At 69.9% G+C, this 25,195-nt stretch carries 19 protein-coding genes and 1 tRNA gene; 11 read left to right on the plus strand and 9 right to left on the minus strand.

The genetic code is table 11. The features are described from left to right. Positions 1-2: 2 nt before the first annotated feature. From CGL27_RS14030 to polA, 4 genes are all read right to left on the minus strand, one after another. On the minus strand, positions 3-1,004 hold the full coding sequence (locus CGL27_RS14030; protein ID WP_078640850.1) for a DUF3068 domain-containing protein: 1,002 nt from the start codon (positions 1,002-1,004) through the stop codon (positions 3-5). 16 nt (positions 1,005-1,020) lie between these two features. Next, positions 1,021-1,155: an SPW_0924 family protein gene (locus CGL27_RS14035; protein WP_014059917.1), complete on the minus strand. Its 135-nt coding sequence runs from the start codon at positions 1,153-1,155 to the stop codon at positions 1,021-1,023. Positions 1,156-1,343: 188 nt separating this feature from the next. Then, entirely contained in the window at positions 1,344-3,104 is a 1,761-nt protein-coding gene (locus CGL27_RS14040) for a lytic murein transglycosylase (RefSeq protein WP_119986981.1), read from the minus strand. 113 nt (positions 3,105-3,217) lie between these two features. Beyond that, complete coding sequence (gene polA, locus CGL27_RS14045) at positions 3,218-5,956, minus strand: DNA polymerase I (protein WP_119986983.1); 2,739 nt, start codon at positions 5,954-5,956, stop codon at positions 3,218-3,220. Between the two features lie 234 nt (positions 5,957-6,190). On the opposite strand from polA, the gene CGL27_RS14050 reads away from it, so the two are divergent. From CGL27_RS14050 to CGL27_RS14085, 8 genes are all read left to right on the plus strand, one after another. After that, positions 6,191-8,473, plus strand: a complete 2,283-nt coding sequence (locus CGL27_RS14050) for an FdhF/YdeP family oxidoreductase (protein ID WP_119986985.1) — start codon at positions 6,191-6,193, stop codon at positions 8,471-8,473. 62 nt (positions 8,474-8,535) lie between these two features. Continuing rightward, complete coding sequence (locus CGL27_RS14055) at positions 8,536-9,051, plus strand: hotdog fold thioesterase (protein WP_119986987.1); 516 nt, start codon at positions 8,536-8,538, stop codon at positions 9,049-9,051. 190 nt (positions 9,052-9,241) lie between these two features. Continuing rightward, positions 9,242-9,697, plus strand: a complete 456-nt coding sequence (locus CGL27_RS14060; RefSeq protein WP_162952977.1) for a hypothetical protein — start codon at positions 9,242-9,244, stop codon at positions 9,695-9,697. 464 nt (positions 9,698-10,161) lie between these two features. Continuing rightward, entirely contained in the window at positions 10,162-11,394 is a 1,233-nt protein-coding gene (locus CGL27_RS14065) for a branched-chain amino acid ABC transporter substrate-binding protein (RefSeq protein ID WP_078640856.1), read from the plus strand. Positions 11,395-11,499: 105 nt separating this feature from the next. Then, positions 11,500-12,432 carry a branched-chain amino acid ABC transporter permease gene (locus CGL27_RS14070; protein WP_014059924.1) on the plus strand — a complete coding sequence of 311 codons (933 nt, stop codon included), beginning with the start codon at positions 11,500-11,502 and terminating at the stop codon, positions 12,430-12,432. Positions 12,433-12,444: 12 nt separating this feature from the next. Beyond that, entirely contained in the window at positions 12,445-14,199 is a 1,755-nt protein-coding gene (locus tag CGL27_RS14075) for a branched-chain amino acid ABC transporter permease (protein WP_119986991.1), read from the plus strand. Next, a complete protein-coding gene (locus CGL27_RS14080) occupies positions 14,196-15,113 on the plus strand; it encodes an ABC transporter ATP-binding protein (protein WP_078640858.1) in 918 nt (305 codons plus the stop codon). Before CGL27_RS14075 ends, CGL27_RS14080 begins: the two co-directional genes overlap by 4 nt. Beyond that, positions 15,110-15,826 (plus strand): ABC transporter ATP-binding protein, encoded by a 717-nt coding sequence (locus CGL27_RS14085; protein WP_119986994.1) that lies wholly within the window; start codon positions 15,110-15,112, stop codon positions 15,824-15,826. Before CGL27_RS14080 ends, CGL27_RS14085 begins: the two co-directional genes overlap by 4 nt. A gap of 73 nt (positions 15,827-15,899) precedes the next feature. Here the strand turns inward: CGL27_RS14085 and CGL27_RS14090 are convergent, their stop codons facing one another. Beyond that, positions 15,900-16,535 carry a response regulator gene (locus tag CGL27_RS14090; protein WP_119986996.1) on the minus strand — a complete coding sequence of 212 codons (636 nt, stop codon included), beginning with the start codon at positions 16,533-16,535 and terminating at the stop codon, positions 15,900-15,902. 97 nt (positions 16,536-16,632) lie between these two features. Between CGL27_RS14090 and CGL27_RS14095 the strand changes: the two genes are divergently transcribed. Together CGL27_RS14095 and CGL27_RS14100 are read left to right on the plus strand one after the other, a co-directional pair. Then, positions 16,633-16,707 (plus strand) — tRNA-Leu (locus CGL27_RS14095). 109 nt (positions 16,708-16,816) lie between these two features. Further along, a complete protein-coding gene (locus tag CGL27_RS14100) occupies positions 16,817-17,575 on the plus strand; it encodes a transcriptional regulator (RefSeq protein WP_119986999.1) in 759 nt (252 codons plus the stop codon). Positions 17,576-17,610: 35 nt separating this feature from the next. Here CGL27_RS14100 and pyk read toward each other — a convergent pair whose 3' ends face one another. Both pyk and CGL27_RS14110 read right to left on the minus strand, forming a co-directional pair. Continuing rightward, positions 17,611-19,041: a pyruvate kinase gene (gene pyk / locus CGL27_RS14105; RefSeq protein ID WP_078640861.1), complete on the minus strand. Its 1,431-nt coding sequence runs from the start codon at positions 19,039-19,041 to the stop codon at positions 17,611-17,613. A 157-nt stretch (positions 19,042-19,198) separates the two neighbouring features. Next, complete coding sequence (locus CGL27_RS14110) at positions 19,199-19,939, minus strand: SIMPL domain-containing protein (protein WP_119987002.1); 741 nt, start codon at positions 19,937-19,939, stop codon at positions 19,199-19,201. Positions 19,940-20,164: 225 nt separating this feature from the next. Here CGL27_RS14110 and CGL27_RS14115 point away from each other — a divergent pair, with 225 nt between their 5' ends. Then, the gene (locus CGL27_RS14115; protein WP_119987005.1) at positions 20,165-21,973 is read left to right on the plus strand and encodes a 5'-nucleotidase C-terminal domain-containing protein; all 1,809 of its coding nucleotides are present in this window, start codon (positions 20,165-20,167) and stop codon (positions 21,971-21,973) included. A 168-nt stretch (positions 21,974-22,141) separates the two neighbouring features. On the opposite strand, the gene CGL27_RS14120 is transcribed toward CGL27_RS14115, so the two are convergent. Both CGL27_RS14120 and CGL27_RS14125 read right to left on the minus strand, forming a co-directional pair. Then, positions 22,142-23,710 (minus strand): SidA/IucD/PvdA family monooxygenase, encoded by a 1,569-nt coding sequence (locus CGL27_RS14120; protein WP_119987008.1) that lies wholly within the window; start codon positions 23,708-23,710, stop codon positions 22,142-22,144. After that, positions 23,707-25,119 carry an aminotransferase class V-fold PLP-dependent enzyme gene (locus tag CGL27_RS14125; protein ID WP_119987011.1) on the minus strand — a complete coding sequence of 471 codons (1,413 nt, stop codon included), beginning with the start codon at positions 25,117-25,119 and terminating at the stop codon, positions 23,707-23,709. Before CGL27_RS14125 ends, CGL27_RS14120 begins: the two co-directional genes overlap by 4 nt. Positions 25,120-25,195: the final 76 nt, after the last annotated feature.

Raw genomic sequence — 25,195 nt, forward strand, 5'->3', positions numbered from 1 at the left:
GGTCATACGCTACGGCCCGCCACTGACAACGGGGTCGGCGCCGCCGGGGCCGACGGCGGGCGCGCCGCGCGCCCGCGGGCCTCCAGCAGCAGGGCGAGCGCGAGCAGGGCCATGCCGAGGATCAGGAAGCCCCACGGCAGATAGGCCGTGAGCAGCAGGACGAGCCGGCGCTGGGACTTCACCATGTCGACCGTGTGCCGGATGTAGTCCTCGCGCATCTTCACATGGCCGGAGAAGACGGTCACCCGGTCGCGGTCGCCCAGCAGCGTGCCGCCGCGCAGCTCCTCCTTGTGGATCTCCTGCCCGTTGACCGGGGCGCCGGTGGTGGGCTCGACCCAGAACATCCGCTTGGTGCTGTACCAGCGGGAGGTGCCGGCCTTGCGGACGGTCTCGGGGGTGACGCCCTCGACCGGCATGGTCTTGGGCAGCGCCACCTTGGTCCAGGGGATGGTCTGTTCGAAGTAGTAGACCTTCAGACCGCGGAAGGTCTGGGTGCCCTTGTAGTGGATGGGGGCGGAGGTGCGGGTCTGGGCGTCGAAGTAGCGGTAGTCGCGCTTCTCGGTGAGGAACGGCCATTTGAACTCGATGCCGTCGCGGCGCACCGCGTCCCCGTCGACATGTTCCCCGCCCGCGTGCACCGGGTCCTGGGAGTGGGCGTCGAAGACATAGCGCTCGGGGATCTTGGAGACCATCTTGCCGTCGGGCCCGGCCACATAGGACAGGGCGTCCCAGACGACGACATCGCGCCCGGTCGCCTTCCCGGTCTTCTCGGCGGCGGGCACATTGCCGCGCAGGGTCTGCACGATGCTGACCTTGGAGACCTTGCGGGGCTGCATGGTGCCGTAGTCGAGCAGAGTGGCCGGGCTGGCCTCCAGGACCGCCGTCTGGTACTCGCTGGGCGGGATCTTGGCCAGCCGGGGATAGGCGTACCAGCGCAGCAGCGGCGCGAGTGCGGCGAAGAAGACGGCGAAGGCCAGCAGCACCAGGCTTGCTCTGCGGCGCATGGCGGATGTCCCTCCCTCAGGGGTGCTTGGGGACGGTGGTGAGCAGGGGTTTCGGGGAGGTCTCACCGCTGGGGGCGCCGATGGCCGTCATCGTGAGGACGATGGCGAGGGCGGCGGCGAGTCCGATCGCGGCGGCGGCGAGGGCGCGCATACGGGCCTCCTCGTGGTTCGGTACGAGGCGCTGCCTGACGGTTCGTCAGGGATGGGGCACCGTAGCAACGGGGGCCGCAGATGAGAACACGAAGGCGGAAAAGCGTCGCGCCGCCCCCGGCCCGGTGGGGGCTCAGGGGCGGCGCGAGGAACCGCGTGATCCGCGGCGGTGTTCGGTTGCCGGGCGGCTTACGAGACGGGGGCCTGGGTGACCGTCAGCTCGATGTCCAGGACGGCGCCGCCCTCGGCGGTGAGGCGGAGCAGGAAGGTGCCCGCGTGGTCATCGGTGAGGATCTTCGGCAGGGTGAGCTGCCCGCGGGTGTTGGTCTTCAGGGCGGTCAGGGTGCGCACGGGCTTGCCCTTGTCGTCCAGGAAGTAGGGCCCCTTGTCGTTGAGCTCGGGGTCCTTCGCCGAGGTGATCATGGTGGCGGTCACCGGTACGTCCGCCGTGGCCTTGCCCTTGCTGGTGGCCGTGACGGTGAGCGCGTCGGCGAAGGAGGCGCTGGTCTGGGCCGTGAGCTCCTTGTCGCCGAGGCGGGCCAGCGCATCGGCCTGCGGTACCGGACGGGCCTTGACGGTCGCGGTGAACTCGACCGGGGCGGCCTCCCGCCCCACGGCGGTGGCGCGCACGGTGAAGGTGCCGGTCTTCTCGCCCGCGAGCAGCTTCGGCGCGGTGGCGGTGCCATCGTTACCGGTCAGCATGGTGGCGGACTTGACGAGGCCGAGGAAGCGCGCGTCGGTCTCGCCGAGGATCTCGTACCTCACGCGCGCACCGGCCACCGGCTTGCCCGCGGCGTCCACGGCCTTGACGCGCGGCGACTGGGCGAATCCGGTGCCCGCGGTGGCGGACAGCTCCTTCGCGCCGACCGTGGTGAGCTTGCTGGTGCCGCTCGGGGTGGACGGCGGAGTGGTCGGGGGCTTGGGGGTCGGGGTCCCGGTGCCGGGGGTCCCGCCGTGCTCGCCCCCCGGAGGGGTCGGGGTGGAGGTGTCGGGCTCGTCGTCGGGCTTGGGCAGGGTGTGGGCGTTCTCCGGGCCCTTCCCGGTGTCCTTGCCGTTTCCGCCGCCCTTGCCCGAGTCCTTGCCCTTGTCGCCCGAGCCCGAGCCGCCGGAGCCGTCCCCCGAGGGCAGCACGCCGGTGCCGTCGGGGACCTCGTGGGTGCCGCGCTTGTAGTACTCGAACCACGACAGGACGGTGTTCAGATACTCCTGCGAGTGGTTGTAGCCGAGGATCGCGCGGTCCAGATCGGCCTTGACGGACAGATCGCGGCCGTTCGCACAGAGGTAGTTGCCCGCGGCGAGGGCTGCGTCGTAGACGTTGTTGGGGTCCTTCTCGCCGTCACCATTGCCGTCCCGTCCCCAGTTGGCCCAGGTGGACGGGATGAACTGCATGGGGCCGACCGCGCGGTCATGCGTACTGTCGCCGTCGTAGGCACCGCCGTCGGTGTCCTTGATCAGGGCGAAGCCGTCGCCGTTGAGGACCGGGCCGAGGATGGGCGAGACGGTGGTGCCGTCGGCCTCCACATTGCCGCCGCGGGCCTGGCCGGACTCGACCTTGCCGATCGCGGCGAGCAACTGCCAGGGCAGATTGCAGCCGGGGTTGGACTCCTTCAGGGCCGCTTCGGCCTTCTTGTAGGCGTCCAGCACGCTCGCCGGTATGCCCGCCTCGGCCTTGGTGCTGCCACCCCCGGGGAGCCCGGGCAGATCGATCGAGGAGCCCGGCTTGTCGGGGGTGACCAGCGGCGGCAGATCGGTGTGGTACGACGAACCACCGTCAATGGGGGTGTCGTCGGGCGCCGGTGCCTCCCCCGCCCGCTGCTCCCGGTTCCGGTCGCCCTGGTCGGAGTGGGCGAACCCGGGTGCCTGGGACGCGGTGAGGGCGGCCATCGCGGCCGCCGCCACCGCCGTCGTGGCGGCCCCCTTGCGCAGTCGTCGGCCGATAAGCGGTGCCATCCGTGTGTCCCTCCCGTCGAACACAGTGCGCTCCCCCAGCGCGTCAACTCTGGTGACACTACGACAACTTATGGCCCGCAGCTACCGGTGCAAACGCCACATCAGTGGAACCCTCAGTGAGCCGCCGATTCCCAGTCCGACCCGGATCCTACCGATACGCCCAGCGGAGCGCTCAGACTGAAGGCGCCCGTCATCTCCCGGCGGACCAGCTCCTCGACCCGCTCCCGCTCACCGGGCGCGATCTCCAGCACGATTTCGTCGTGGACCTGCAACAGCATCCGCGACGAGAGTTTCTCCCCCGTCAACGCCGCGTCCACCTTGAGCATCGCGATCTTCACGATATCGGCGGCGGTGCCCTGGATCGGGGCGTTGAGCGCCATCCGCTCGGCCATCTCGCGGCGCTGGCGGTTGTCGCTGGTGAGGTCCGGGAGATAGCGGCGGCGGCCGAGCATGGTCTCCGTATAGCCGGTGGCGCGCGCCTCCTCGACGACCCGCTGCAGATAGTCGCGCACCCCGCCGAACCGCTCGAAGAAGGTCTCCATCAGCTTGCGGGCCTCATCGGGGGTGATGCCCAGCTGCTGGGAGAGACCGAACGCCGAAAGGCCGTACGCCAGCCCGTACGACATGGCCTTGATCTTGCGGCGCATCTCCGGGTCGACCGCCGACTTGTCGACGGAGAAGACCTGGGAGGCGACCGTGGTGTGCAGGTCCTCACCGGAGGTGAACGCCTCGATCAGGCCCTCGTCCTCGGAGAGATGGGCCATGACGCGCAGCTCGATCTGGCTGTAGTCGGCGGTCATCAGCGACTCGAAGCCGTCGCCGACGACGAAGCCGCGCCGGATCGCCCGGCCCTCGTCCGTGCGCACCGGGATGTTCTGCAGATTGGGGTCGGTGGAGGAGAGCCGGCCGGTGGCCGCCACGGTCTGGTTGAAGGTGGTGTGGATGCGGCCGCCGGGGGCGATGGTCTTGATCAGGCCCTCGACGGTGGAGCGCAGCCGCGCCTGCTCGCGGTGGCGCAGCATGATCACCGGGAGTTCGTGGTCGGTCTGCGCGGCCAGCCAGGCCAGCGCGTCGGCGTCCGTGGTGTACCCGGTCTTGGTCTTCTTGGTCTTGGGCAGGCCCAGCTCGCCGAAGAGCACCTCCTGGAGCTGCTTGGGCGAGCCGAGGTTGAACTCATGGCCCACCGCGGCGTGCGCCTCCTGCACGGCGTGCTGCACGGCGGCCGCGAACTGCTGCTCCATGCGCTCCAGCCAGCCGCGGTCGGCGGCGATGCCCGACCGCTCCATCCGGGCCAGCAGCTCGGAGACGGGCAGCTCCATGTCGTGCAGCAGCCCGGCCGCGCCCACGTCCTTCAGCCGGCCGCCGAACGCCTCGCCCAGGTCCAGGATCGTCCGCGCCTTGATCATCAAGGCGTCCCGCTCGGCCTCGTCATCGGCGCCGAAGGCCAACTGGCCGCTGTCCGCGGCGACCGCCGGGGACAGCTCACGGCCCAGGTACTCCACCGACAGGGCGTCCAGCTCGAAGGAGCGGCGGCCGGGCTTGACCAGATAGGCCGCCAGCGCGGTGTCCATGGTGACGCCCGCGACGGACCAGCCGTGCTCGGCGAAGACCCGCATGATCCCCTTGGCGTTGTGCAGCACCTTGGGGCGGTCCGGGTCCGCGATCCATTCGGCGAACGCCCGCTCGTCGGCCTCGTCCAGCTGCGAGGGGTCGAAGAACGCGGCGGGGCCGGAACCAGTGGCCAGCGCGATCTCGCTGACGCTGCCGCTGCCCAGCGCCCAGGTGTCGACGGCGGCCAGGCCCAGCGGGGCGTCGCGGTGGCTCTCCAGCCAGGGGGCGAGCTCACCCGCGCCGAGTTCCACTCCGTCGACCCCGATACCCGGCTCCGCGGCCGCGGGCTCGTCCGCCGCCGCGCCCGGGTCGACGGCCATGATCCGGTCGCGGAAGTTCTGGTGGCGGAACTCCAGCGCGTCCAGGATCACCGAGAGCGCCTCCCGGTCGTACGGAGTGCGCCCCAGCCCCTCGGGGCCGGCGGCCAGCTCCACATCCCTCACCAGCTCGGTCAGCTGGCGGTTGAGCTTGACGGACTCCAGGTGGTCGCGGAGCTTCTCGCCGACCTTCCCCTTGACCTCGTCGACCCGCTCCACCAGCTCCTTGAAGGAGCCGAACTGATTGATCCACTTCGCCGCGGTCTTCTCGCCGACGCCCGGAATGCCGGGGAGGTTGTCCGACGGGTCGCCGCGCAGGGCCGCGAAGTCGGGGTACTGCGCCGGGGTGAGGCCGTACTTCTCGTGCACCTTCCCGGGGGTGAACCGGGTCAGCTCGGAGACACCCTTGGTGGGGTAGAGCACCGTGACATGGTCGGTGACCAGCTGGAACGAATCCCGGTCGCCGGTGACGATCAGCACGTCGAAGCCCTGCTCCTCGGCCTGGGTGGCGAGGGTGGCGATCACGTCGTCGGCCTCGAAGCCGTCCACCGCGAAGCGCGTGATGTTCATGGCGTCCAGCAGCTCGCCGATCAGCTCGACCTGGCCCTTGAACTCGTCCGGGGATTTGGAGCGGTTCGCCTTGTACTCCGTGAACTGCTCGGAGCGCCAGGTCTTGCGCGAGACGTCGAACGCCACGGCGAGGTGCGTGGGCTGCTCATCACGGAGCGTGTTCGCCAGCATCGAGGTGAAACCGTAGACCGCGTTGGTGGTCTGGCCGGTGGTCGTGCTGAAGTTCTCCGCCGGCAGCGCGAAGAACGCCCGATATGCCAGGGAATGCCCGTCCAGCAGGAGCAGGCGGGGGCGGTCCTCCCCCGTGCGGTCGGGAGCGGGCGCTGCGGTCTTCTTCGATGCTTTCTCTGCCACGCCCCCGATCCTGCCACGGCCCACCGACAATGCCTCCCGCCCCGGCCACCGGACCGGCCCGCCCCCGGCCACCCGGATCGGCCCGGGCACAAGATCGGCCCTGGCCGCGCGCAAGATCGTGCCCCCGCACAGCCGGACCGGGCCGCCGCCACGGCTGTCGTAGGCCCGTGACAGGATTTGACCCCACAGGTCCACGCACAGGTCCCGCAACGCTCGAGCCCAAGGGGAGCGACGATGGCAGCCAAGCCGCCCGCAGGCGATCCGATCCAGGACGCACCCGAGGTCACACCCCCGCAACATGCCGCGGCCGGGCTGCCGGCGGTGGGGCATTCGCTGCGCATCGCCCAGCAGCAGATGGGGGTGCGCCGCACCGCGCTCACGCTCCTGCGCGTCAACCAGAAGAAGGGCTTCGACTGCCCCGGCTGCGCCTGGCCCGAGCCGGACAAGCGCCACGCGGCCGAGTTCTGCGAGAACGGGGCGAAGGCCGTCGCCGAGGAGGCCACCCTTCGCCGGGTCACCCCCGACTTCTTCGCCGCCCACCCGGTGGCCGATCTCGCCACCCGCAGCGGCTACTGGCTCGGCCAGCAGGGCCGGCTCACCCAGCCCATGTATCTGGACGAGGGCGCCGAGCGGTACGAGCCGGTGTCCTGGGACCGGGCCTTCGACATCATCGGCGACGAGCTGACCGCGCTCGACTCCCCCGACGAGGCGGTCTTCTACACCTCGGGCCGCACCAGCAACGAGGCGGCCTTCCTCTACCAGCTCTTCGCGCGCGAATTCGGCACCAACAACCTCCCCGACTGCTCCAACATGTGCCATGAGTCCTCCGGCTCGGCGCTCACCGAAACCCTCGGCGTCGGTAAGGGCAGCGTGCTGCTCGAGGACCTCTACCAGGCCGACCTGATCATCGTGGCCGGGCAGAACCCGGGCACCAACCACCCGCGCATGCTCTCCGCCCTGGAGAAGGCCAAGGCCAACGGCGCGAAGATCATCTCCATCAACCCGCTGCCCGAGGCCGGGCTGGAGCGGTTCAAGAACCCGCAGAACGCACGCGGCCTCTCCGGCGTCGGCACCGCGCTCACCGATCTCTTCCTGCAGATCCGGCTCGGCGGCGACCAGGCCCTCTTCCGCCTCCTCAACAAGCTCATCCTGGAGACCGAGGGAGCCACCGACGAGCAGTTCATCGGCGAGCACACGCACGGCTTCGAGGAGTTCGCCAAGGCCGCCCGCGACGCCGACTGGGACGAGACGCTGCGCGCCACCGGCCTCGACCGCGCCGACATCGACAGCGCGCTGCGCATGGTCCTCGACTCCAAGCGCACCATCGTGTGCTGGGCGATGGGCCTGACCCAGCACAAGCACTCGGTGCCCACCATCCGGGAGGTCGTCAACTTCCTGCTGCTGCGCGGCAACGTCGGCCGCCCCGGCGCCGGGGTCTGCCCGGTGCGCGGCCACAGCAATGTGCAGGGCGACCGCACCATGGGCATCTTCGAGCGCCCCGCCCCGGCCTTCCTCGACGCCCTGGAGCGCGAGTTCGGCTTCGCCCCGCCCCGTGAGCACGGCTTCGACGTCGTGCGGGCCATCCGCGCCCTGCGCGACGGCCAGGCGAAGGTCTTCTTCGCCATGGGCGGCAACTTCGTGGCGGCCTCGCCCGACACCGAGGTCACCGAGGGCGCGATGCGCGCCGCGCGGCTGACCGTCCATGTCTCCACCAAGCTCAACCGCTCCCATGTGGTCACCGGGGCGCGGGCGCTGATACTGCCCACCCTCGGCCGCACCGAGGCCGATCTGCAGGGCAGCGGCCCGCAGTTCGTCACCGTCGAGGACTCCATGGGCATGGTGCACGCCTCCCGCGGGCGCCTGGAGCCCGCGAGCTCCCATCTGCTCTCCGAACCGGCCATCGTCTGCCGGCTGGCCCGCCGGGTGCTCGGCCCCGAAAGCCACACCCCCTGGGAGGAGTTCGAGAAGGACTACGCGCGGATCCGCGACCGTATCGCCGCCGTCATCCCCGGCTTCGAGGACTTCAACACCCGGGTGAGCGACCCCTCCGGCTTCGCCCTGCCGCACGCCCCGCGCGACAGCCGCAGCTTCCCCACCACCACCGGTAAGGCCAACTTCACCGCGGCCCCCGTCGAGTACCCCACGGCGCCCGAGGGCCGGCTGCTGCTGCAGACCCTCCGCTCCCATGACCAGTACAACACCACCATCTACGGCCTGGACGACCGCTACCGCGGCATCAAGAACGGCCGCCGGGTGGTGCTGGTGCACCCCGAGGACGCCCAGGAGCTCGGGCTGGCCGACGGGAGCTATGCCGACCTGGTCAGCGAGTGGACGGACGGCACCGAGCGGCGCGCCACCGGCTTCCGCGTGATCCACTACCCGACCGCGCGCGGCTGCGCCGCCTCGTACTACCCGGAGACCAACGTCCTGGTCCCGCTGGACGCCACCGCCGACACCAGCAACACCCCGGCGAGCAAGTCCGTGGTGGTCCGCCTGGAACAGACACCCCCGGCCTAAGCGTTTGCTCAGTCACCTGGTAAGAAGGTGGCCACCACAAGCAACCGAACGGAGCCGGTCCGATGGGCGAGCAGACCAGCGTGAAGTTCCCGCAGGAGGTAATCGACGAGTACGCGGCGCTCGGCGTGGATCTTCCCGCACTGTTCTCCGCCGGGCACCTGGGCACCCGCATGGGCGTGCAGATCCTGGAAGCCTCCGCGGACCGCGTCGTGGCCACCATGCCTGTGGAGGGCAACACCCAGCCGTACGGACTGCTGCACGGCGGCGCCTCCGCCGTGCTGGCCGAAACTCTCGGTTCGGTCGGCTCGATGCTCCACGGCGGCAGCGGGCGGATCGCGGTCGGCGTCGACCTCAACTGCACCCACCACCGGGGAGTGCGCTCCGGCCTGGTCACCGGCGTCGCCACCCCCGTCCACCGGGGCCGCTCCACCGCCACCTACGAGATCGTCATCAGCGATGAGCAGGACCGGCGAGTGTGCACCGCCCGCCTCACCTGCCTGCTGCGCGAGGTCGACGAGGCCGGTCAGGCCAAGACGGTCGCCGAGGTCACCGAGGCCAAGGAGCGCGGCGAAGCGTGACGCCCGGCGGGCCGAACGCCGGCGTAACGTCCGGTGGACCGGACGCCCCCGGGCGGCGTCCGGCGCCCCGCCTCCTGCCCCGGGCGGCATCCAGTGCCCCGCTTCCGGCCCCGGCCGATCCGGCCCTCGCCGCAACGGCCCGCGTCGTCGCCGTTGTTCCCCCGCGAGGCCGGGTCTAGCGTGGCTCCCCATGGGGGCAACAACCCGGGCGGGTTCCTGGCCCGCCACCGCCTGTGGCTGCGCTCTCGTACTCGCCGTGACACTGACCGGATGCGGCGGATCCGGTTCCGGCAGCTCCGACGGCTCTCGCGGCTCGGGTGACAGCGCCCCGTCCGCATCCGGCCCCGGCCCCAACAGCCCCACGCCAAGGGCGCCTTCGCCCGTACGGCTGTGCGCCGACCTCATCTCCTACTGGGCCGAACAGGACCTCGCGGGCAGCCGCTGGGCCGGGCTCGACTGGGAGCAGAAGGGGCTCTCCAACCAGCAGTACGAGATCTACGACGACATCGTCCACGCCGCGCGCGCCGAGCGGCGACGGCATGGCACCCCGGCCGCCAAAGCGCTGATCAAGCGCCTGACCGAGCGCCGCTGCGCGGCCGCGAACGGCGCCACCCACAGCTCCGAGAACTGGCGCCCGCCGACCTGAGCGGCACCCGTCCGGCAGCTCCGCCACCGCACCGGACCGACGCCGACAGCCGTAACACTCCGTAACACTGACGCAATATGAGATCACATTTTCGCCACCCGAGACGCCCCTGAACTCGATCTTTCTCCACTCATCCGCACACAGCGGTTCGCGCATCGTCCACCAGTCCCCCGCACTCCTTAGCGGAACTGCAGCTTCTCAGGATCCGGACCTAATGGTTGGATCAGATTCGCCCCATTCGTCCCTTACGTTCCGCTACACGGACATCCTGGGTGACGCGCGTCATAACAAGACAGTCACATCATCGTCTAGACCTCTGCCCCCGATCGCGCCCCGCGCTTAGAGTCACAGCCAGTCACGGCCCCGTGGGGTGTACGCCGCACCCGCACGGCCATTCCAGGTTCATCCGGCGAGGACACGGCACCCCATGAACCCGGGGTGCCGGGCCAGCGAAAGGATTCCTCGTGCGACACCGTTCCTTGCTCATCATCACGACCGCGATCACCGCGGGCGCCCTCACCCTCAGCGCCTGCGGGTCGCGCGACGACAAAGACGACAGTGGCGGCAAGGACAGCAAGACCACCGTGGTCATCGGTGTCGACGCCCCGCTCACCGGCTCGCTGTCCGCCCTCGGCCAGGGCATCAAGAACTCCGTCGACCTCGCGGCGAAGGTGGCCAACAAGAACAACGAGGTCGACGGGGTCACCTTCAAGGTCAAGTCCTTCGACGACCAGGCCGTGCCCTCCTCCGGCAAGGCGAACGCGACCTCGATGGTCGACGACGAGGACATCCTCGGCGCGGTCGGGCCGCTGAACTCGGGCGTCGCCCAGTCCATGCAGGGCGTCTTCGACCGGGCCGACCTCGCCCAGGTCTCCCCCGCCAACACCAACCCGGCCCTCAGCCAGGGTGACGACTGGGCCTCGGGCAAGAAGTCGCGCCCGTTCAAGACCTACTTCCGCACCGCGACCACCGACATCATCCAGGGCCGCTTCGCCGCGCAGTACTACTACAAGGACGCGAAGAAGCGGAAGGTCTTCGTCATCGACGACAAGCAGGCGTACGGCAACGGCCTCGCCACCATCTTCGCCGAGGAGTTCAAGCGCCTCGGCGGCAAGGTCGTCGGCCGGGACCACCTGACCGTCAAGGAGACCGACTTCTCCGGCATCTCCAGCAAGGTCAAGTCCACCGGCGCCGACTCCGTCTACTTCGGCGGTCAGTACCCCGAGGGCGGTCTGCTGTCCGACCAGGTCAAGCAGGCCGGCGCGCAGGTCCCGATCATGGGCGGCGACGGCATCTACGACCCCGCCTTCATCAAGGCCTCGGGCACCAACAACGACGGCGACCTCGCCACCTCCGTCGGCTACCCGGTCGAGCAGCTCGACTCCGCCAAGACCTTCGTGAAGAACTACGGGGACCAGCACTACAAGGACCCGTACGCGGCCTACGGCGGCTACTCCTACGACGCCGGCTGGGCCATCATCCAGGCCGTCAAGGCCGTCGTCGAGGACAACGACGGCAAGCTCCCGGACGACGCCCGCGCCAAGGTCACCGAGGCACTCGGCAAGGTCTCCTTCGACGGCGTCACCGGCAAGGTCTCCTTCGACCAGTACGGCGACACCACCAACAAGCAGCTGACCGTCTACAAGGTCACCAAGGGCGCCTGGAAGTCCGTGAAGAGCGAGACCTTCAAGGACTGACCCCCGGCGGCTATCCCCGCACACCCACGAAACGAATCCGCGCGAGGGCGTACACCATCGCCCTCGCGCGGCGTCATATCCGACACGCTCATCGGAGGCCCTGCGGTGCACGAACTGCCGCAAACGCTGGTCAACGGCCTGACCCTTGGCGCCCTCTACGGCTTGATCGCCATCGGGTACACCATGGTCTACGGCATCGTCCAGCTCATCAACTTCGCCCACGGCGAGATCTTCATGATCGGGGGCTTCGGGGCCCTCACCATCTACATCTGGCTGCCCAGCGGCACCGCGCTCTCCCTCGCCCTGCCCCTCATGCTGATCGGCGGCGTCATCGCCTCGGTCGCCATCGCCACCGCGGCGGAACGCTTCGCCTACCGGCCCCTGCGCGGCGGCCCCCGGCTCGCCCCCCTGATCACCGCGATCGGCCTGTCCATCGCACTGCAGCAGGCCGTCTGGGCCTTCTACCCCGACGCCAAGAAGCCCCGCAGCTTCCCGCAGTTCGAAGGCTCCTCGTTCGAGATCTTCAGCGATCTCCACATCCAGCGCGGCGACGCCTTCCTCCTCATAGCCGCCCCGGTGTGCATGCTCGCCCTCGGGCTGTTCGTCTCCAAGAGCCGCGCCGGCCGCGCCATGCAGGCCACCGCACAGGACCCCGACACCGCCAAGCTCATGGGCATCAACACCGACCGCATCATCGTGATGGCCTTCGCCATCGGCGGTGCGTTCGCCGCCGTCGCCGCCCTCTCCCACGGGCTCAAGTACGGCCAGATCAACTTCGAGATGGGCTTCATCGCCGGCCTCAAGGCGTTCACCGCCGCCGTGCTCGGCGGCATCGGCAACATCTACGGCGCCATGCTCGGCGGCGTCGTCCTCGGCATCGTCGAGGCCCTGGCCATCAAGTACATCCAGGACATCCCCGGGATGGATCAACTCGGCGGCGGCGCCTGGAAAGACGTATGGGCCTTCACCCTGCTCATCGTCGTCCTGCTGGTCAGGCCACAGGGCCTGCTCGGCGAACGCGTCGCGGACCGGGCGTGAGGGAGTGAACCGATGACCACCGACAAGACCCAGCCCACCCCCGTGAACGAGGCCGAGCCCGGCGCCACCGCGCCGCGCACCACCCTGCTCCGCGCCCTCACCGCGGCCGGCGGCGCCGCCGCCGTCGTCTCCACCTTCCTCGCCTGGACCTGGACCGCCGAATTCCCCGGCGACCTGACCGTCTACGGCTACCCGGGCGGACTGCAGCTCCTCACCCTCGTCCTCGGCATCGCCACCGCCGTCTTCGCGCTGGCCGCCCTCGACCTGAAGGGCCTGCGCTGGCTCACCCCCAGCGGCTCCACCGGGGCCCTGCGGATGCTGGCCCTCGGCACCTTCGCCATCACCTGGTTCACCGTCATCGCCATCGCCGTGGACCTGGACGGCCTGGTCAACCTCGAACCCGGCGGCTGGATCGCCGCGGTGGTGACCGCCGCCCCCGTGGCCACCACCTTCCTGCTCCCGGACGACACCCGCCCCCTGTGCCGCCCCAAGAAGCTGCCCTCCTGGGCCGAGATCCTGATCATCGCGGGCGTCTTCGCCCTCGGCCTCTACGTGGTCAACTACGGCATCCAGACCGACGCCGACCACCCCGAGCCGTTCATCGGCTACCTCATCGCCGTCGCGTTCGCCGCCGTCGCCCTCGTCAAGGCCGGGCTCGTCAACCGGATCAGCGAGCTCACCAGCGCCTACCGCTCCACCACCCTGGTCGCGGCACTGATCACCGCGATCGTCTTCCCCTTCTTCCAGGACAAGTCCAGCTTCACCGAACTCGGCGTCAACATCGCGATCTTCGCGACCGTCGCCCTCGGCCTGAACATCGTCGTCGGCCTCGCCGGCCTCCTGGACCTCGGATACGTCGCCTTCCTCGGCGTCGGCGCCTACACCGCCGCCCTGGTCTCCGGATCCACCGCCTCGACCCTCGACGTCAAGTTCCCCTTCTGGGCCGCCGTCATCACCGGTGGCGTGGTCTCGCTGATCTTCGGCGTCATCATCGGCGCCCCCACCCTGCGGCTGCGCGGCGACTACCTCGCCATCGTCACCCTCGGCTTCGGAGAGATCTTCCGTCTCGCCATGCTGAACCTCGACGGCACCTCAGGACCCTCCGTCACCAACGGCCCCGACGGCATCCCCAACATCCCGCCGCTGGAGATCTTCGGGTTCAACTTCAACGACGACCACAACATCGCCGGGCTCAGCCTCGACTCCAACGGCAACTACTACCTGCTGATGCTGCTGGTCACCATCGTCGTCGTACTGATCTTCAGCCGCGCGGGCAACTCCCGCATCGGCCGCGCCTGGGTCGCCATCCGCGAGGACGAGACCGCCGCCACCGCCATGGGCATCAACGGATTCCGGGTCAAGCTGGTCGCCTTCGCGCTCGGCGCCACCCTCGCCGGAGTCGCCGGCGCCGTATGGGCCCACTTCCAGTCCACCGTCGTCCCCGAGCAGTACGTCTTCGCCGGCCCCGTCCCGCCCAACTCCACCTTCCTGGTCGCCGCCGTCATCCTCGGCGGCATGGGCACCATCGGCGGCCCGCTGCTCGGCGCCACCCTGCTCTACCTGATCCCCAAGAAGCTGGAATTCCTCCAGGACTACCAGCTCCTCGCCTTCGGTATCGCGCTCATCCTGCTGATGCGCTTCCGCCCCGAAGGGATCGTCCCCAACCGGCGGCAGCAGCTCGAGTACCACGAGACCGGCCAGCTCGACGTCCCCGGCGCGACCGGACTCAAGGACGGTGCCGTCGGCGTCACCAAGGCGGAGGCATGACACAGATGACCACCACCACGACCTCCCCCGTGCTCACCGCCACCGGCGTCACCATGCGCTTCGGCGGACTCACGGCCGTACAGTCCGTCGACCTCGACGTCCACCCCGGCGAGATCGTCGGGCTCATCGGCCCCAACGGCGCAGGCAAGACCACCTTCTTCAACTGCCTCACCGGCCTCTACATCCCCACCGAGGGCAGCGTCGCCTACCGGGGCACTGTCCTGCCGCCCAAGCCCCACCTCGTCACCCAGGCAGGCATCGCCCGCACCTTCCAGAACATCCGGCTCTTCGCCAACATGACGGTCCTCGAGAACGTCCTCGTCGGCCGCCACACCCGCACCAAAGAGGGCCTGTGGTCGGCCCTCCTGCGCGGCCCCGGCTTCAAACGCGCCGAAGCCGCCTCCAAGGCCCGCGCCATGGAACTCCTGGAATTCACCGGCCTCGCCGACAAGGCCGACCACCTCTCCCGCAACCTCCCCTACGGCGAACAACGCAAGCTGGAGATCGCCCGCGCCCTCGCCAGCGACCCCGGACTGCTGCTCCTCGACGAGCCCACCGCCGGAATGAACCCCCAGGAGACCCGCGCCACCGAGGAACTGGTCTTCGCCATCCGGGACCTGGGCACCGCCGTACTCGTCATCGAGCACGACATGCGCTTCATCTTCAACCTCTGCGACCGGGTCGCCGTCCTCGTCCAGGGCCAGAAGCTCGTCGAGGGCAGCTCGGAGGTCGTCCAGAGCGACGAGCGCGTCATCGCCGCCTACCTCGGCACCCCCTTCGAAGGCGCCCCCGGCGCCGAGGAGGCCGCCGAGGTCGAGGCCGCGGAGGCCGGAGCCGCAACCGGCGCCACGACCGGCGCCCCGCAGGACGAGACCCAGCGGGGCACCACAGCACGTACGGAGGACGGACAGTGACCGCACTGCTCGAGGTCGAGGACCTGCGCGTCGCCTACGGCAAGATCGAGGCCGTCAAGGGCATCTCGTTCAGCGTCGAGGCCGGCCAGGTCGTCACCCTCATCGGTACCAACGGCGCGGGCAAGACCACCACGCTGCGCACCCTGTCCGGCCTGCTCGAACCCCTCGGCGGGGAGATCCGCTTCGACGGCCAACCGCTGAAGGGCGTCCCCGCGCACAAGATCGTCGCCCTGGGGCTGGCCCACTCGCCCGAGGGACGGCATATCTTCCCGCGGCTGTCGATCGCCGAGAACCTCCAGCTCGGAGCGTTTCTCCGGAAGGACGCGGACGGCATAGCCGCCGACATCCGCCACGCGTACGACCTCTTCCCCATCCTCGGCGAACGCCGCTCCCAGGCGGCCGGCACCCTCTCCGGCGGTGAGCAGCAGATGCTCGCGATGGGGCGTGCCCTGATGTCCCGCCCCAAGCTGCTGATGCTCGACGAGCCCTCGATGGGCCTCTCGCCGATCATGATGCAGAAGATCATGCACACCATCGCCGAGCTCAAGTCCCAGGGCACGACGATCCTGCTGGTCGAACAGAACGCCCAGGCAGCTCTGTCGCTGGCCGATCAGGGCCATGTGATGGAGATCGGCAAGATCGTGCTGTCGGGGACGGGGGATGCGCTGCTGCACGACGAGTCGGTGCGGAAGGCGTACCTCGGCGAGGACTGAGGACTGAGGACTGGCAGAAACGGTAGGGGCCCGTACCGCCGACGCGGCGGTACGGGCCCCTTCCACTCGTTCCCTACTGCTCCTTGGCCTTCTTCTCCGCCGCGTCCTCGATAACGGCCTCGGCCACCTGCTGCATCGACAGCCTGCGGTCCATCGAGGTCTTCTGGATCCAGCGGAAGGCGGCGGGCTCGGTCAGTCCGTACTGCGTCTGCAGAATGCTCTTGGCCCGGTCGACCAGCTTGCGGGTCTCCAGCCGCTGGGAGAGGTCGGCGACCTCATGCTCCAGGGTCTTCAGCTCGGTGAAGCGGGAGACGGCCATCTCGATGGCCGGGACCACATCGCTCTTGCTGAACGGCTTCACGAGATACGCCATCGCCCCGGCATCCCGGGCCCGCTCGACCAGCTCGCGCTGGGAGAAGGCGGTCAGCATCAGGACGGGGGCGATACGGTCGGCCGCGATCCGCTCGGCGGCGGAGATGCCGTCGAGAACCGGCATCTTGACATCGAGGATGACAAGGTCGGGGCGGTGCTCCTGGGCAAGCGCGACAGCCGTCTCACCATCGCCCGCCTCGCCGACGACGGAGTACCCCTCCTCCTCGAGCATCTCCTTCAGGTCGAGGCGGATGAGGGCCTCGTCCTCGGCGATGACGACGCGGGTTGTCAGCGGTGGGACGTGCGACTGCGCGTCGGGGGCGTCAGCGGTGCTCACTGTGCTCCTCGTTTTCCTGGCAGGTGGGCACCACGAGCCTACCTAGCTACGGTAGGGTGGACGCGCAGCGGGTCGTTGATGACCTTCGAAACTGCAAGCCCCGGTAGCCCAATTGGCAGCAGGCAATGGATTCAAAACCCATACAGTGTCGGTTCGAGTCCGACCCGGGGCACTTTTCCTTTGATTCCAAGGTCACTCGAGAATCGTTCTTCTTCACTCGATGAGATGAACAACTCTTCGAAGGAACATGTGGCGGCCGGACTGCGGCCAGAATCGCATGGGTGTACGACCTCGAAACGCGTGAGCACGCTCTTGCTCTCGTTCGCCAAGGGCGCAGCCTGAACTCCGTAAGCAAGCAGACTGAGATTTCCCGATCCGCGATCCGCGCATGGCAGGTCCGGCTGAAGCCTGTCGCCCATACGACCGACTGTCCGAGATGCAAGCGCGAGCCTCAGCCGCCGGAAAACCCTGCTGCCTATGCGTATCTGCTCGGCCTTTACCTCGGCGACGGCTGCATCAGCCCGCTCCGGAAAGGCGGGTACTTCTTACGTATCGCCTGCACGGACACCTGGCCGGGCTTGATTGACGCCTGCGCGGACGCGATCCGCGCCGTGCGCCCCGACAACAGCGTCTGCCGCGTGCAACGGCAAGGGTGCGTCATGGTGACCGGCTACAGCAAGCACTGGCCGTGTCTGTTCCCCCAGCACGGCGCGGGCAAGAAGCATGAGCGGCCGATCGCCCTGGAACCCTGGCAGCGGGAGACCGTTGACGCCCACCTCTGGGAGTTCGTGCGCGGGCTCGTGCACTCCGACGGCTGCCGGATGACCAACTGGACGACGAAGATCATCGCGGGTGAGCGCAAGCGCTATGAGTATCCCCGGTACTTCTTCACCAACAAGTCCGACGACATCCGGAAGCTCTACACCGACACGCTCGACCGGCTCGGAGTCGAATGGAAGCAACCGAACGCCTACAACATCTCCGTCGCCCGCCGTGCCTCCGTCGCCCTCATGGATACGCACGTCGGGCCGAAGTACTGAGCCCAGTACTTCGGCCCCGAGGGAGCGAGGTTCGGCTACCTCAGGTCGTCCGCGCCGATGTGGTGGACGCGCACGAGGTTGGTGGAGCCGGAGACGCCGGGCGGGGAGCCGGCGGTGATGATGACGAGGTCGCCCTTGCGGCAGCGGCCGAGGCGCAGCAGTTCCTCGTCGACCTGGGCCACCATCTCGTCCGTGGAGTTGACCATCGGGCCGAGGAAGGTCTCGACGCCCCAGGTCAGGTTGAGCTGGGAGCGGGTGCCCGGGTCCGGGGTGAAGGCCAGGAGGGGGATCGGGGAGCGGTAGCGGGAGAGGCGGCGGACGGTGTCGCCGGACTGGGTGAAGGCGACGAGGAACTTCGCGCCGAGGAAGTCGCCCATCTCGGCCGCCGCGCGGGCCACCGCGCCGCCCTGGGTGCGGGGCTTGTTGCGCTCGGTGAGCGGGGGGAGGCCCTTGGCGAGGATGTCCTCCTCGGCGGCCTCGACGATGCGGCCCATCGTCTTGACCGTGACGATCGGGTACTTGCCGACGCTGGTCTCGCCGGAGAGCATCACCGCGTCCGTGCCGTCGATGATCGCGTTGGCGACGTCGGACGCCTCCGCGCGGGTGGGGCGGGAGTTCTCGATCATCGAGTCGAGCATCTGGGTCGCGACGATCACCGGCTTGGCGTTCCGCTTGGCCAGTTTGATCGCGCGCTTCTGGACCATCGGCACCTGCTCGAGCGGCATCTCCACGCCGAGGTCGCCGCGGGCGACCATGATGCCGTCGAAGGCGTCGACGATCCCTTCGAGGTTCTCGACCGCCTGCGGCTTCTCGATCTTGGCGATGACGGGGAGCCGGCGGTCCTCCTCGTCCATCACCCGGTGGACGTCCACGACATCGTTGCCGTTGCGGACGAAGGAGAGGGCGATGACGTCGGCGCCGATGCGCAGTGCCCAGCGCAGGTCCTCGATGTCCTTCTTGGACAGCGCAGGGACGGAGACGGCCACGCCGGGGAGGTTGAGCCCCTTGTGGTCGGAGATCATGCCGCCCTCGATGGCGATGGTGTGCACCCGGGGGCCGTCGATGTCGACGACCTCGAGGGTGACCCGGCCGTCGTCGACGAGGATCCGCTCGCCCTTGCTGACGTCGCCGGCCAGCCCCTCGTAGGTGGTGCCGCAGCGGAACCGGTCGCCCTCGATGGGTTCGACGGTGATGATGAACTCGTCTCCGCGTTCAAGGAGTACGGGTCCTTCACGGAAGCGGCCGAGCCGAATCTTCGGACCTTGAAGGTCGGCGAGGATGCCGACGCTGCGGCCGGTTTCCAGCGAGGCTTTGCGCACTCGCCGATAACGCTCCTCGTGCTCGGCATAGGTGCCGTGGCTGAGGTTGAAGCGGGCCACATCCATTCCGGCTTCGATGAGTGCCTTGATCTGCTCGTACGAGTCGGTGGCGGGTCCCAAAGTACAGACGATTTTTGCTCGGCGCATAGTGCCGAGCCTATGACTTACCGGCGAGTAAAGAGCCCGGAACTTCACACTCCTCCATGGCCTTTGGATGGCGGGCTATTGACAACTAATGAAACGTGCAGCGGGGTGCTCCGATGAGCGCTTCGGAGGTTGGTTTCAAGACTCGGAAGGAGGGCTCTCAGAGCTCGGGAGGGGTGATCGTGAAGCGCGCGTTGACATGCGCGTACACGGTCTGGCGCTGCGGTTCGAGGTCGAGCGCGGCGACGGCGTCCCGGTCGGCGGGGCCGCCGAAGGCGGACCGGCCGCGCGTGGCGGCCACGGGCTGCAGCGGGCCCTGCTCCGCCTCGAGGTCGGCGAGCTCGGTGAGCGCGACCAGCCGGGAGCCGAGCGCTCCGGCGTACTCGCGGGCCCGCTGCACCGCCTCCCGCACCGCCTGCTGCCGGGCCCGGCCGTAGGCGGGCGAGTCGGGGCGCAGCCCCCACCAGGGGCCGTCGACGCGGGTGAGGTCGAGGTCGGCGAGGCGGGTGGTGAGCTCGCCGAGGGCGGTGAAGTCGGTGAGGGTCGCGGTGAGGTGCACCCGCCCGTGGTAGGCCCGTACGCGCTCATGGCGGCTCTTGGGGTTGATCTCGGGGGTGACCGAGAAGGCGCCGGTCTCCAGCTTCTCGACCGCTTCGCCGTAGGGCTTCACCAGCGCGAGGACCTGGTTGTTGCGGCGGGTGAGGTCATCGAGCGCGGCGCGCCGGTCGGCGCCGCGGGCGCTGACGGTGATGGTGAGCCGGGCGATCTCGGGGTCGACCTCCAGTGTCGCCTCGCCGCGGACGGCGACGCGCGGGGTGTCGGGGGTGCCGTAGGGCACGTGGGCGGCGGGCGCGGGGGCGGCGGGCTGCGGTGGCTGGCTGGGGTGGGCCGGCTGGTCCATGGCGGCTCCTGGTCGGGTGTGCGCGGGGTGGTGTCCGGAGCGTACGACGCCCGGGGCCTCGGCGGGGTGGGACGACCCGGCCGTTGAATTCTGGTCTGCCCACCCCTCAAGAAGCGCCGGGGGCAACCTGATCGCAATCTGCCGGGGGTGGTGCGGAGCGGTGCGGCTGGGCCAGAATCTACGCGCGTTGTGCTCATTTCGCAGGTATCTCAGAGGAGATCAGCCATGCCGCTCAACCGTCGGAAGTTCCTGGGTCGCACCGCGGCGACCAGTGCGGGGGCCGCCCTTGCCTCGGCCGCGGCCGCCGTCCCGGCCGAGGCGCGGGGTCACGGGCGCCCCCGGCGGCGGTACGCCTTCACCGTGATGGGCACGACCGATCTGCACGGCAACGTCTTCAACTGGGACTACTTCACCGACGCCGAGTTCGACGACACGGCGCACAACGATGTGGGTCTGGCGAAGATCTCCACGCTGGTGGACCAGGTCCGTAAGGAGAAGGGGCGCCGCAATACGCTGCTGATCGACGCGGGCGACACCATCCAGGGCACCCAACTGTCGTACTACTACGCCAGGGTGGACCCGATCACCGGGGCGGACGGCCCGGTGCATCCCATGGCGCAGGCGATGAACGCGATCGGCTATGACGCGGCGGCGCTGGGCAACCATGAGTTCAACTACGGCATCCCGGTGCTGCGGAAGTTCGAGGAGCAGTGCGACTTCCCGTTGTTGGGGGCGAACGCGCTGGACGCGAAGACGCTGCGGCCCGCCTTCGCGCCGTACTGGATGACGCGGCTGCGCACCCCGTGCGGGCGGGATGTGAAGGTGGCGGTGCTGGGGCTGACCAATCCGGGCATCGCGATCTGGGACAAGGTCAATGTGCAGGGGAAGATGACCTTCCCGGGCCTGGAGGAGCAGGCGGCGAAGTGGGTGCCGCGGCTGCGGTCGATGGGCGCTGACGTGGTGATCGTCTCGGCGCATTCGGGGACCAGCGGCACCTCCAGCTACGGCGACCAGGTGCCGTATGTGGAGAACGCGGCGGCGCTGGTGGCCGAGAAGGTGGCGGGGATCGACGCGATCCTGGTGGGCCACGCGCATGTGGAGATCCCGGAGTCACGGGTGGTCAACAAGGAGACCGGGCACGAGGTCGTGTTGTCGGAGCCGCTCAAGTGGGGTCAGCGGCTGACTCTCTTCGACTTCGAGCTGGAGTGGGAGCGGGGCCGGTGGCAGGTGGCGTCGGTGTCGGCGAAGGTGCTGAACTCCAACGCGGCCGAGGAGGAGCCGCGGATCGTGCGGCTGCTCGGCGATGAGCACAAGAAGGTCGTCGGGTACGTCAACCAGGTCATCGGCACCTCGACGGCGGCGATGGCGGCGACCGAGGCTGCGTACAAGGACGTGCCGATCCTCGACTTCATCAACCATGTGCAGTCGGAGACGGTGAAGGCGGCGCTGGCCGGGACGGAGTACGCGGCGCTGCCGGTGCTCTCGCAGGCGTCGTGCTTCTCCCGTACGGCGTCGATCCCGGCCGGGGAGGTCACGATCCGGCAGGTGGCGGGGTTGTATCCGTTCGAGAACACGCTGGAGGCGCGGGTGCTGACCGGCGCCCAGGTCAAGGAGTACCTGGAGTTCTCGGCGCGGTACTACGTGCGGACCGCGCCGGGCGGGGATGTGGACCCGTCGAAGCTGACGAACGCCGACAACACGCCCGACTACAACTACGACGCGGTCGGCGGCCTTACGTACGAGATCGACATCGCGAAGGCGCCGGGCTCGCGGATCGCGGATCTGAGCTTCGACGGCAAGCCGATCGATGAGAAGGCGCAGTTCGTGCTGGCGGTGAACAACTACCGGGCGAGCGGGGGCGGCAATTTCCCGCATGTGGCCTCGGCGAAGCAGGTGTGGGCCAATTCGGAGGAGATCCGGAACACGATCATCGCCTGGGTGCAGGCGGAGAAGACGATCGATGTGTCGCGGTTCGCGTCGGTGGACTGGAAGCTGACCCGGGACGGCGCCGCGGTCTTCCCGGACGCCGGCTGAGCGACCGCCGTCCGAGACATCGCCATCTGAGATCGCCATCTGAGATCGCCGTCCGGGAGGCGCCGTCCGGGGGCCGTCGCGTCAGGGTCAGTCGAGGCCGGAGACAAGCGCGGCGGCCGGCTGGACAGAGTGATCATCTGGAGCCGGGGGCCGGGTGCCGGGGTGAGGTCACGTCCGGGTACGGGCGAGTCCGTTGCGCTGGTCGGGGAGAGGCATCCGGCCGCTGCCGCGCGCGACCGGGGCCGACGGCGGCGCGGGCCGGGGCGGGGCGACGGCGCCGGGTCCGCTGGGCTGGAGGCCGAAGGTGGTGAACGCGGTACGCGACGGGAGCGGGTAGACGGGTGTGGCGGCCAGCGAGTTGAGGATGACTGCGGAGCGCCAGGCGGCGAGGCCGAGGTCGGGGGTGCCGACGCCATGGGTGTGGCGCTCGGCGTTCTGGACGTACACCGAGCCCTTGATCATGGGGTCGAGGACGAGTCGGTGGTCGGCGTCGATGCGGGGGCGCTCGGAGGCGTCCCGGCGGATGTAGGGGTCGAGGGCGGCGAGCAGGGTGTCGACGCGGCGCTCGCGGTAGCCGGTGGCGAGGACGACGGCCTCGGTGGTGTGGCGGGTGCGGGTGCCCTGCTCGGTGTGTTCCAGGTGGAGTTCGAGGCGGGCGGCGGCGATACGGCCCGCGGTGCGGACGGTGACGCCAGGGGTGAGGGCGACGCCGGGCCAGCCGCCGCCGTGCTGGGCTCGGCGGTAGAGCTCGTGGTGGATGGCGGTGATGGTCTCGTGGGCGATGCCCTTGTAGAGCTGCCACTGGCCGGGGAGGAGCTGGTCGCGTACGGCTTCGGGGAGGGCGTGGAAGTAGCGCGTGTAGTCGGGGCTGAACTGCTCCAGGCCGAGTTTGCCGTACTCCATGGGCGCGAAGGACGGGGTACGGGCGAGCCAGTGGAGTCCTTCGGCGCCCAGCGGCCGGTGGCGCAGCAGGTCGAGGAAGACCTCGGCACCGGACTGGCCGGAGCCGACGACGGTGATGTGGCCGGTGGACAGGAGCCGTTCGCGGTGTTCGAGGTAGTCGCAGGAGTGGAGGACGGGGACGTTGGGGGCGTCGGCGAGGGGGCGCAGGGGTTCGGGGACGTACGGTTCGGTGCCGACGCCGAGGACGATGTTGCGGGCGTAGGCGCGGCCGAGGCCCCGGCTGTCCTCGTCGGCCCCGGTGGGGTGGGGCGCGTGGGCGTCGTCGGCCGGGCCGCCGAGGCGGGTGAAGTCGATTTCGAACAGCTCGTATTCGTGGTCCCAGCGGACGGCGTCGACGCGGTGGTCGAAGTGGAGTCCGGGGAGCTGTTGGCTGACCCAGCGGCAGTAGGCGTCGTATTCGGCGCGCTCGATGTGGAAGCGCTCGGCGACGTAGAAGGGGAAGAGCCGCTCATGGGCCTTGAGGTACTGGAGGAAGGTCCAGGGGCTGCCGGGGTCGGCGAGGGTGACCAGGTCCGCGAGGAAGGGGACTTGGATGGTGGCGCCGTCGATGAGCAGGCCGGGGTGCCAGTGGAAGGCGGGCCGCTGTTCGTAGCAGGCGGTGCGCAGGGCGGGGACGCCGTGGGCGAGGGCGGCGAGGGAGAGGTTGAACGGGCCGATGCCGATACCGGCCAGGTCCAGGGGCCGGTCGACGCCGGGGGCGGACCCGGCGGCGGGGACGGGATCGGCGGCGGGGGCGGGATCGCAGGCGGGGGTGGGGGGTTGTCCGGTGCTCATGGGGTGGTGTGGCCTTCCACGAGTTCGAGCAGCCCGCGCAGATCGTCGGGCTGGGTGTGCGGGTTGAGAAGGGTGGCCTTGAGCCACAGCCCCTCGGGGGTGGCGGCGCGGCCGAGGACGGCCGTGCCGTGGTGGAGGAGGCGGCGGCGCAGCGCGGCGACGGCGGCGGGCGGTGCCCCGGTGGGGCGGAAGAGGACGGTGCTGATGGTGGGGCGGGCGTAGAGCTCGAGCCCGGGGTGGGCCTCGATGAGGTCGGCGAGGTGCTGGGCGGCCGTGCAGACGTGGTCGACGAGGTCGCCGAGGCCGCGTCGGCCGAGTGCCCGCAGGGTGACGGCGATCTTGAAGATGTCGGGGCGCCGGGTGGTGCGGAAGGAGCGGCCGAGCAGGTCGGGCATCCCCGCTTCGGTGTCGTCGTCGGCGTTGAGGTACTCGGCGCGGTGGGCCAGGGGGGCGAGGGCGGCGCTGTCGGGGACGGCGAGGAGGCCCGCGGCGACCGGCTGCCAGCCGAGTTTGTGCAGGTCGAGGGCGACGGTAGGGGCGCGGTCGAGCCCATGGAGCTGTTTGTGGAGGGTGTCGCTGAAGAGGAGGGGTGCGCCGTAGGCGGCGTCGATGTGGAGGGTGGCGGTGTGGTGGTCGCAGACGTCGGCGATGTCGGGGAGCGGGTCGATGGCTCCGGTGTCGGTGGTGCCGGCGGTGGCGACGACGAGGGTGGGGGCGTCGGCGTCGGGCAGCCGGTCGAGGGCGGTGTGGAGCGCGGCCGGGTCGAGGACGCCGGTGGGGGTGGGGAGGGTGTGGGGCGCGGGCAGTCCGAGGAACCAGGCGGCGCGGTGGATGCTGTGGTGGGCGTTGCCGCCGCAGATGATCCGCAGGGGTCTGCCGACGCCGCCCGCGGCCTCGCGGGCGAGGAGCAGCGCGAGCTGGTTGGACTCGGTGCCGCCCGTGGTGACGAGCGCGTCGGGGGCGGGGCCGTGGGGGTGGACGAGTTCGGCCAGGGCGCGGCAGGTCAGCGCCTCCAGTGCGCAGGCGGCGGGGGCCTGGTCCCAGGAGTCGAGGGAGGGGTTGAGCGCGGACACCGCGAGGTCGGCGGCGGTGGCCACGGCGAGCGGCGGGCAGTGCAGATGGGCGGTGCAGCGCGGGTCCGCGGGGTCGGCCGCGCCATGGGTGAGGGCGCGGACGAGGGTGCGCAGCGCGTGGTGGGGCCCCTCCCCCTCGTCGGGGATGAGCGGCCGGGCCGCACCGCGTATCCGCCGGTCCACCGCGGCCGGACCCCCGGCCGGGAGTGGCCCGCCGCGGTCGGCGGCCCCGTGGGCGAGGGCGTTGAGGACGGTGTCGACCATTGGGCGGAGCGCGCCCGGTCCGCCGTGGCCCCCGGCGAGGAGGCGGGCGGTTCCGGATGCGGGCACGGGCATGGGTGTGCCCCTAGGGGGTGTCTGGGAGTCGGGCAGGTGGAGGCGGTCGGGCGGCGGTCAGGGTTGCCCAAACTAC

The sequence above is a fragment of the Streptomyces sp. 11-1-2 genome, assembly GCF_003595545.1.
GTDB lineage: Bacteria > Actinomycetota > Actinomycetes > Streptomycetales > Streptomycetaceae > Streptomyces > Streptomyces hygroscopicus_B.

What these genes read in the sequence shown, in the direction of transcription:
- CGL27_RS14030 (WP_078640850.1), bottom strand. Translation starts at nt 1,004, where the DNA reads ATGCGCCGCAGAGCAAGCCTGGTGCTGCTGGCCTTCGCCGTCTTCTTC.
- CGL27_RS14035 (WP_014059917.1), bottom strand. Translation starts at nt 1,155, where the DNA reads ATGCGCGCCCTCGCCGCCGCCGCGATCGGACTCGCCGCCGCCCTCGCC.
- CGL27_RS14040 (WP_119986981.1), bottom strand. Translation starts at nt 3,104, where the DNA reads ATGGCACCGCTTATCGGCCGACGACTGCGCAAGGGGGCCGCCACGACG.
- CGL27_RS14050 (WP_119986985.1), top strand. Translation starts at nt 6,191, where the DNA reads ATGGCAGCCAAGCCGCCCGCAGGCGATCCGATCCAGGACGCACCCGAG.
- CGL27_RS14055 (WP_119986987.1), top strand. Translation starts at nt 8,536, where the DNA reads ATGGGCGAGCAGACCAGCGTGAAGTTCCCGCAGGAGGTAATCGACGAG.
- CGL27_RS14060 (WP_162952977.1), top strand. Translation starts at nt 9,242, where the DNA reads ATGGGGGCAACAACCCGGGCGGGTTCCTGGCCCGCCACCGCCTGTGGC.
- CGL27_RS14075 (WP_119986991.1), top strand. Translation starts at nt 12,445, where the DNA reads ATGACCACCGACAAGACCCAGCCCACCCCCGTGAACGAGGCCGAGCCC.
- CGL27_RS14080 (WP_078640858.1), top strand. Translation starts at nt 14,196, where the DNA reads ATGACACAGATGACCACCACCACGACCTCCCCCGTGCTCACCGCCACC.
- pyk (WP_078640861.1), bottom strand. Translation starts at nt 19,041, where the DNA reads ATGCGCCGAGCAAAAATCGTCTGTACTTTGGGACCCGCCACCGACTCG.
- CGL27_RS14110 (WP_119987002.1), bottom strand. Translation starts at nt 19,939, where the DNA reads ATGGACCAGCCGGCCCACCCCAGCCAGCCACCGCAGCCCGCCGCCCCC.
- CGL27_RS14115 (WP_119987005.1), top strand. Translation starts at nt 20,165, where the DNA reads ATGCCGCTCAACCGTCGGAAGTTCCTGGGTCGCACCGCGGCGACCAGT.
- CGL27_RS14120 (WP_119987008.1), bottom strand. Translation starts at nt 23,710, where the DNA reads ATGAGCACCGGACAACCCCCCACCCCCGCCTGCGATCCCGCCCCCGCC.
- CGL27_RS14125 (WP_119987011.1), bottom strand. Translation starts at nt 25,119, where the DNA reads ATGCCCGTGCCCGCATCCGGAACCGCCCGCCTCCTCGCCGGGGGCCAC.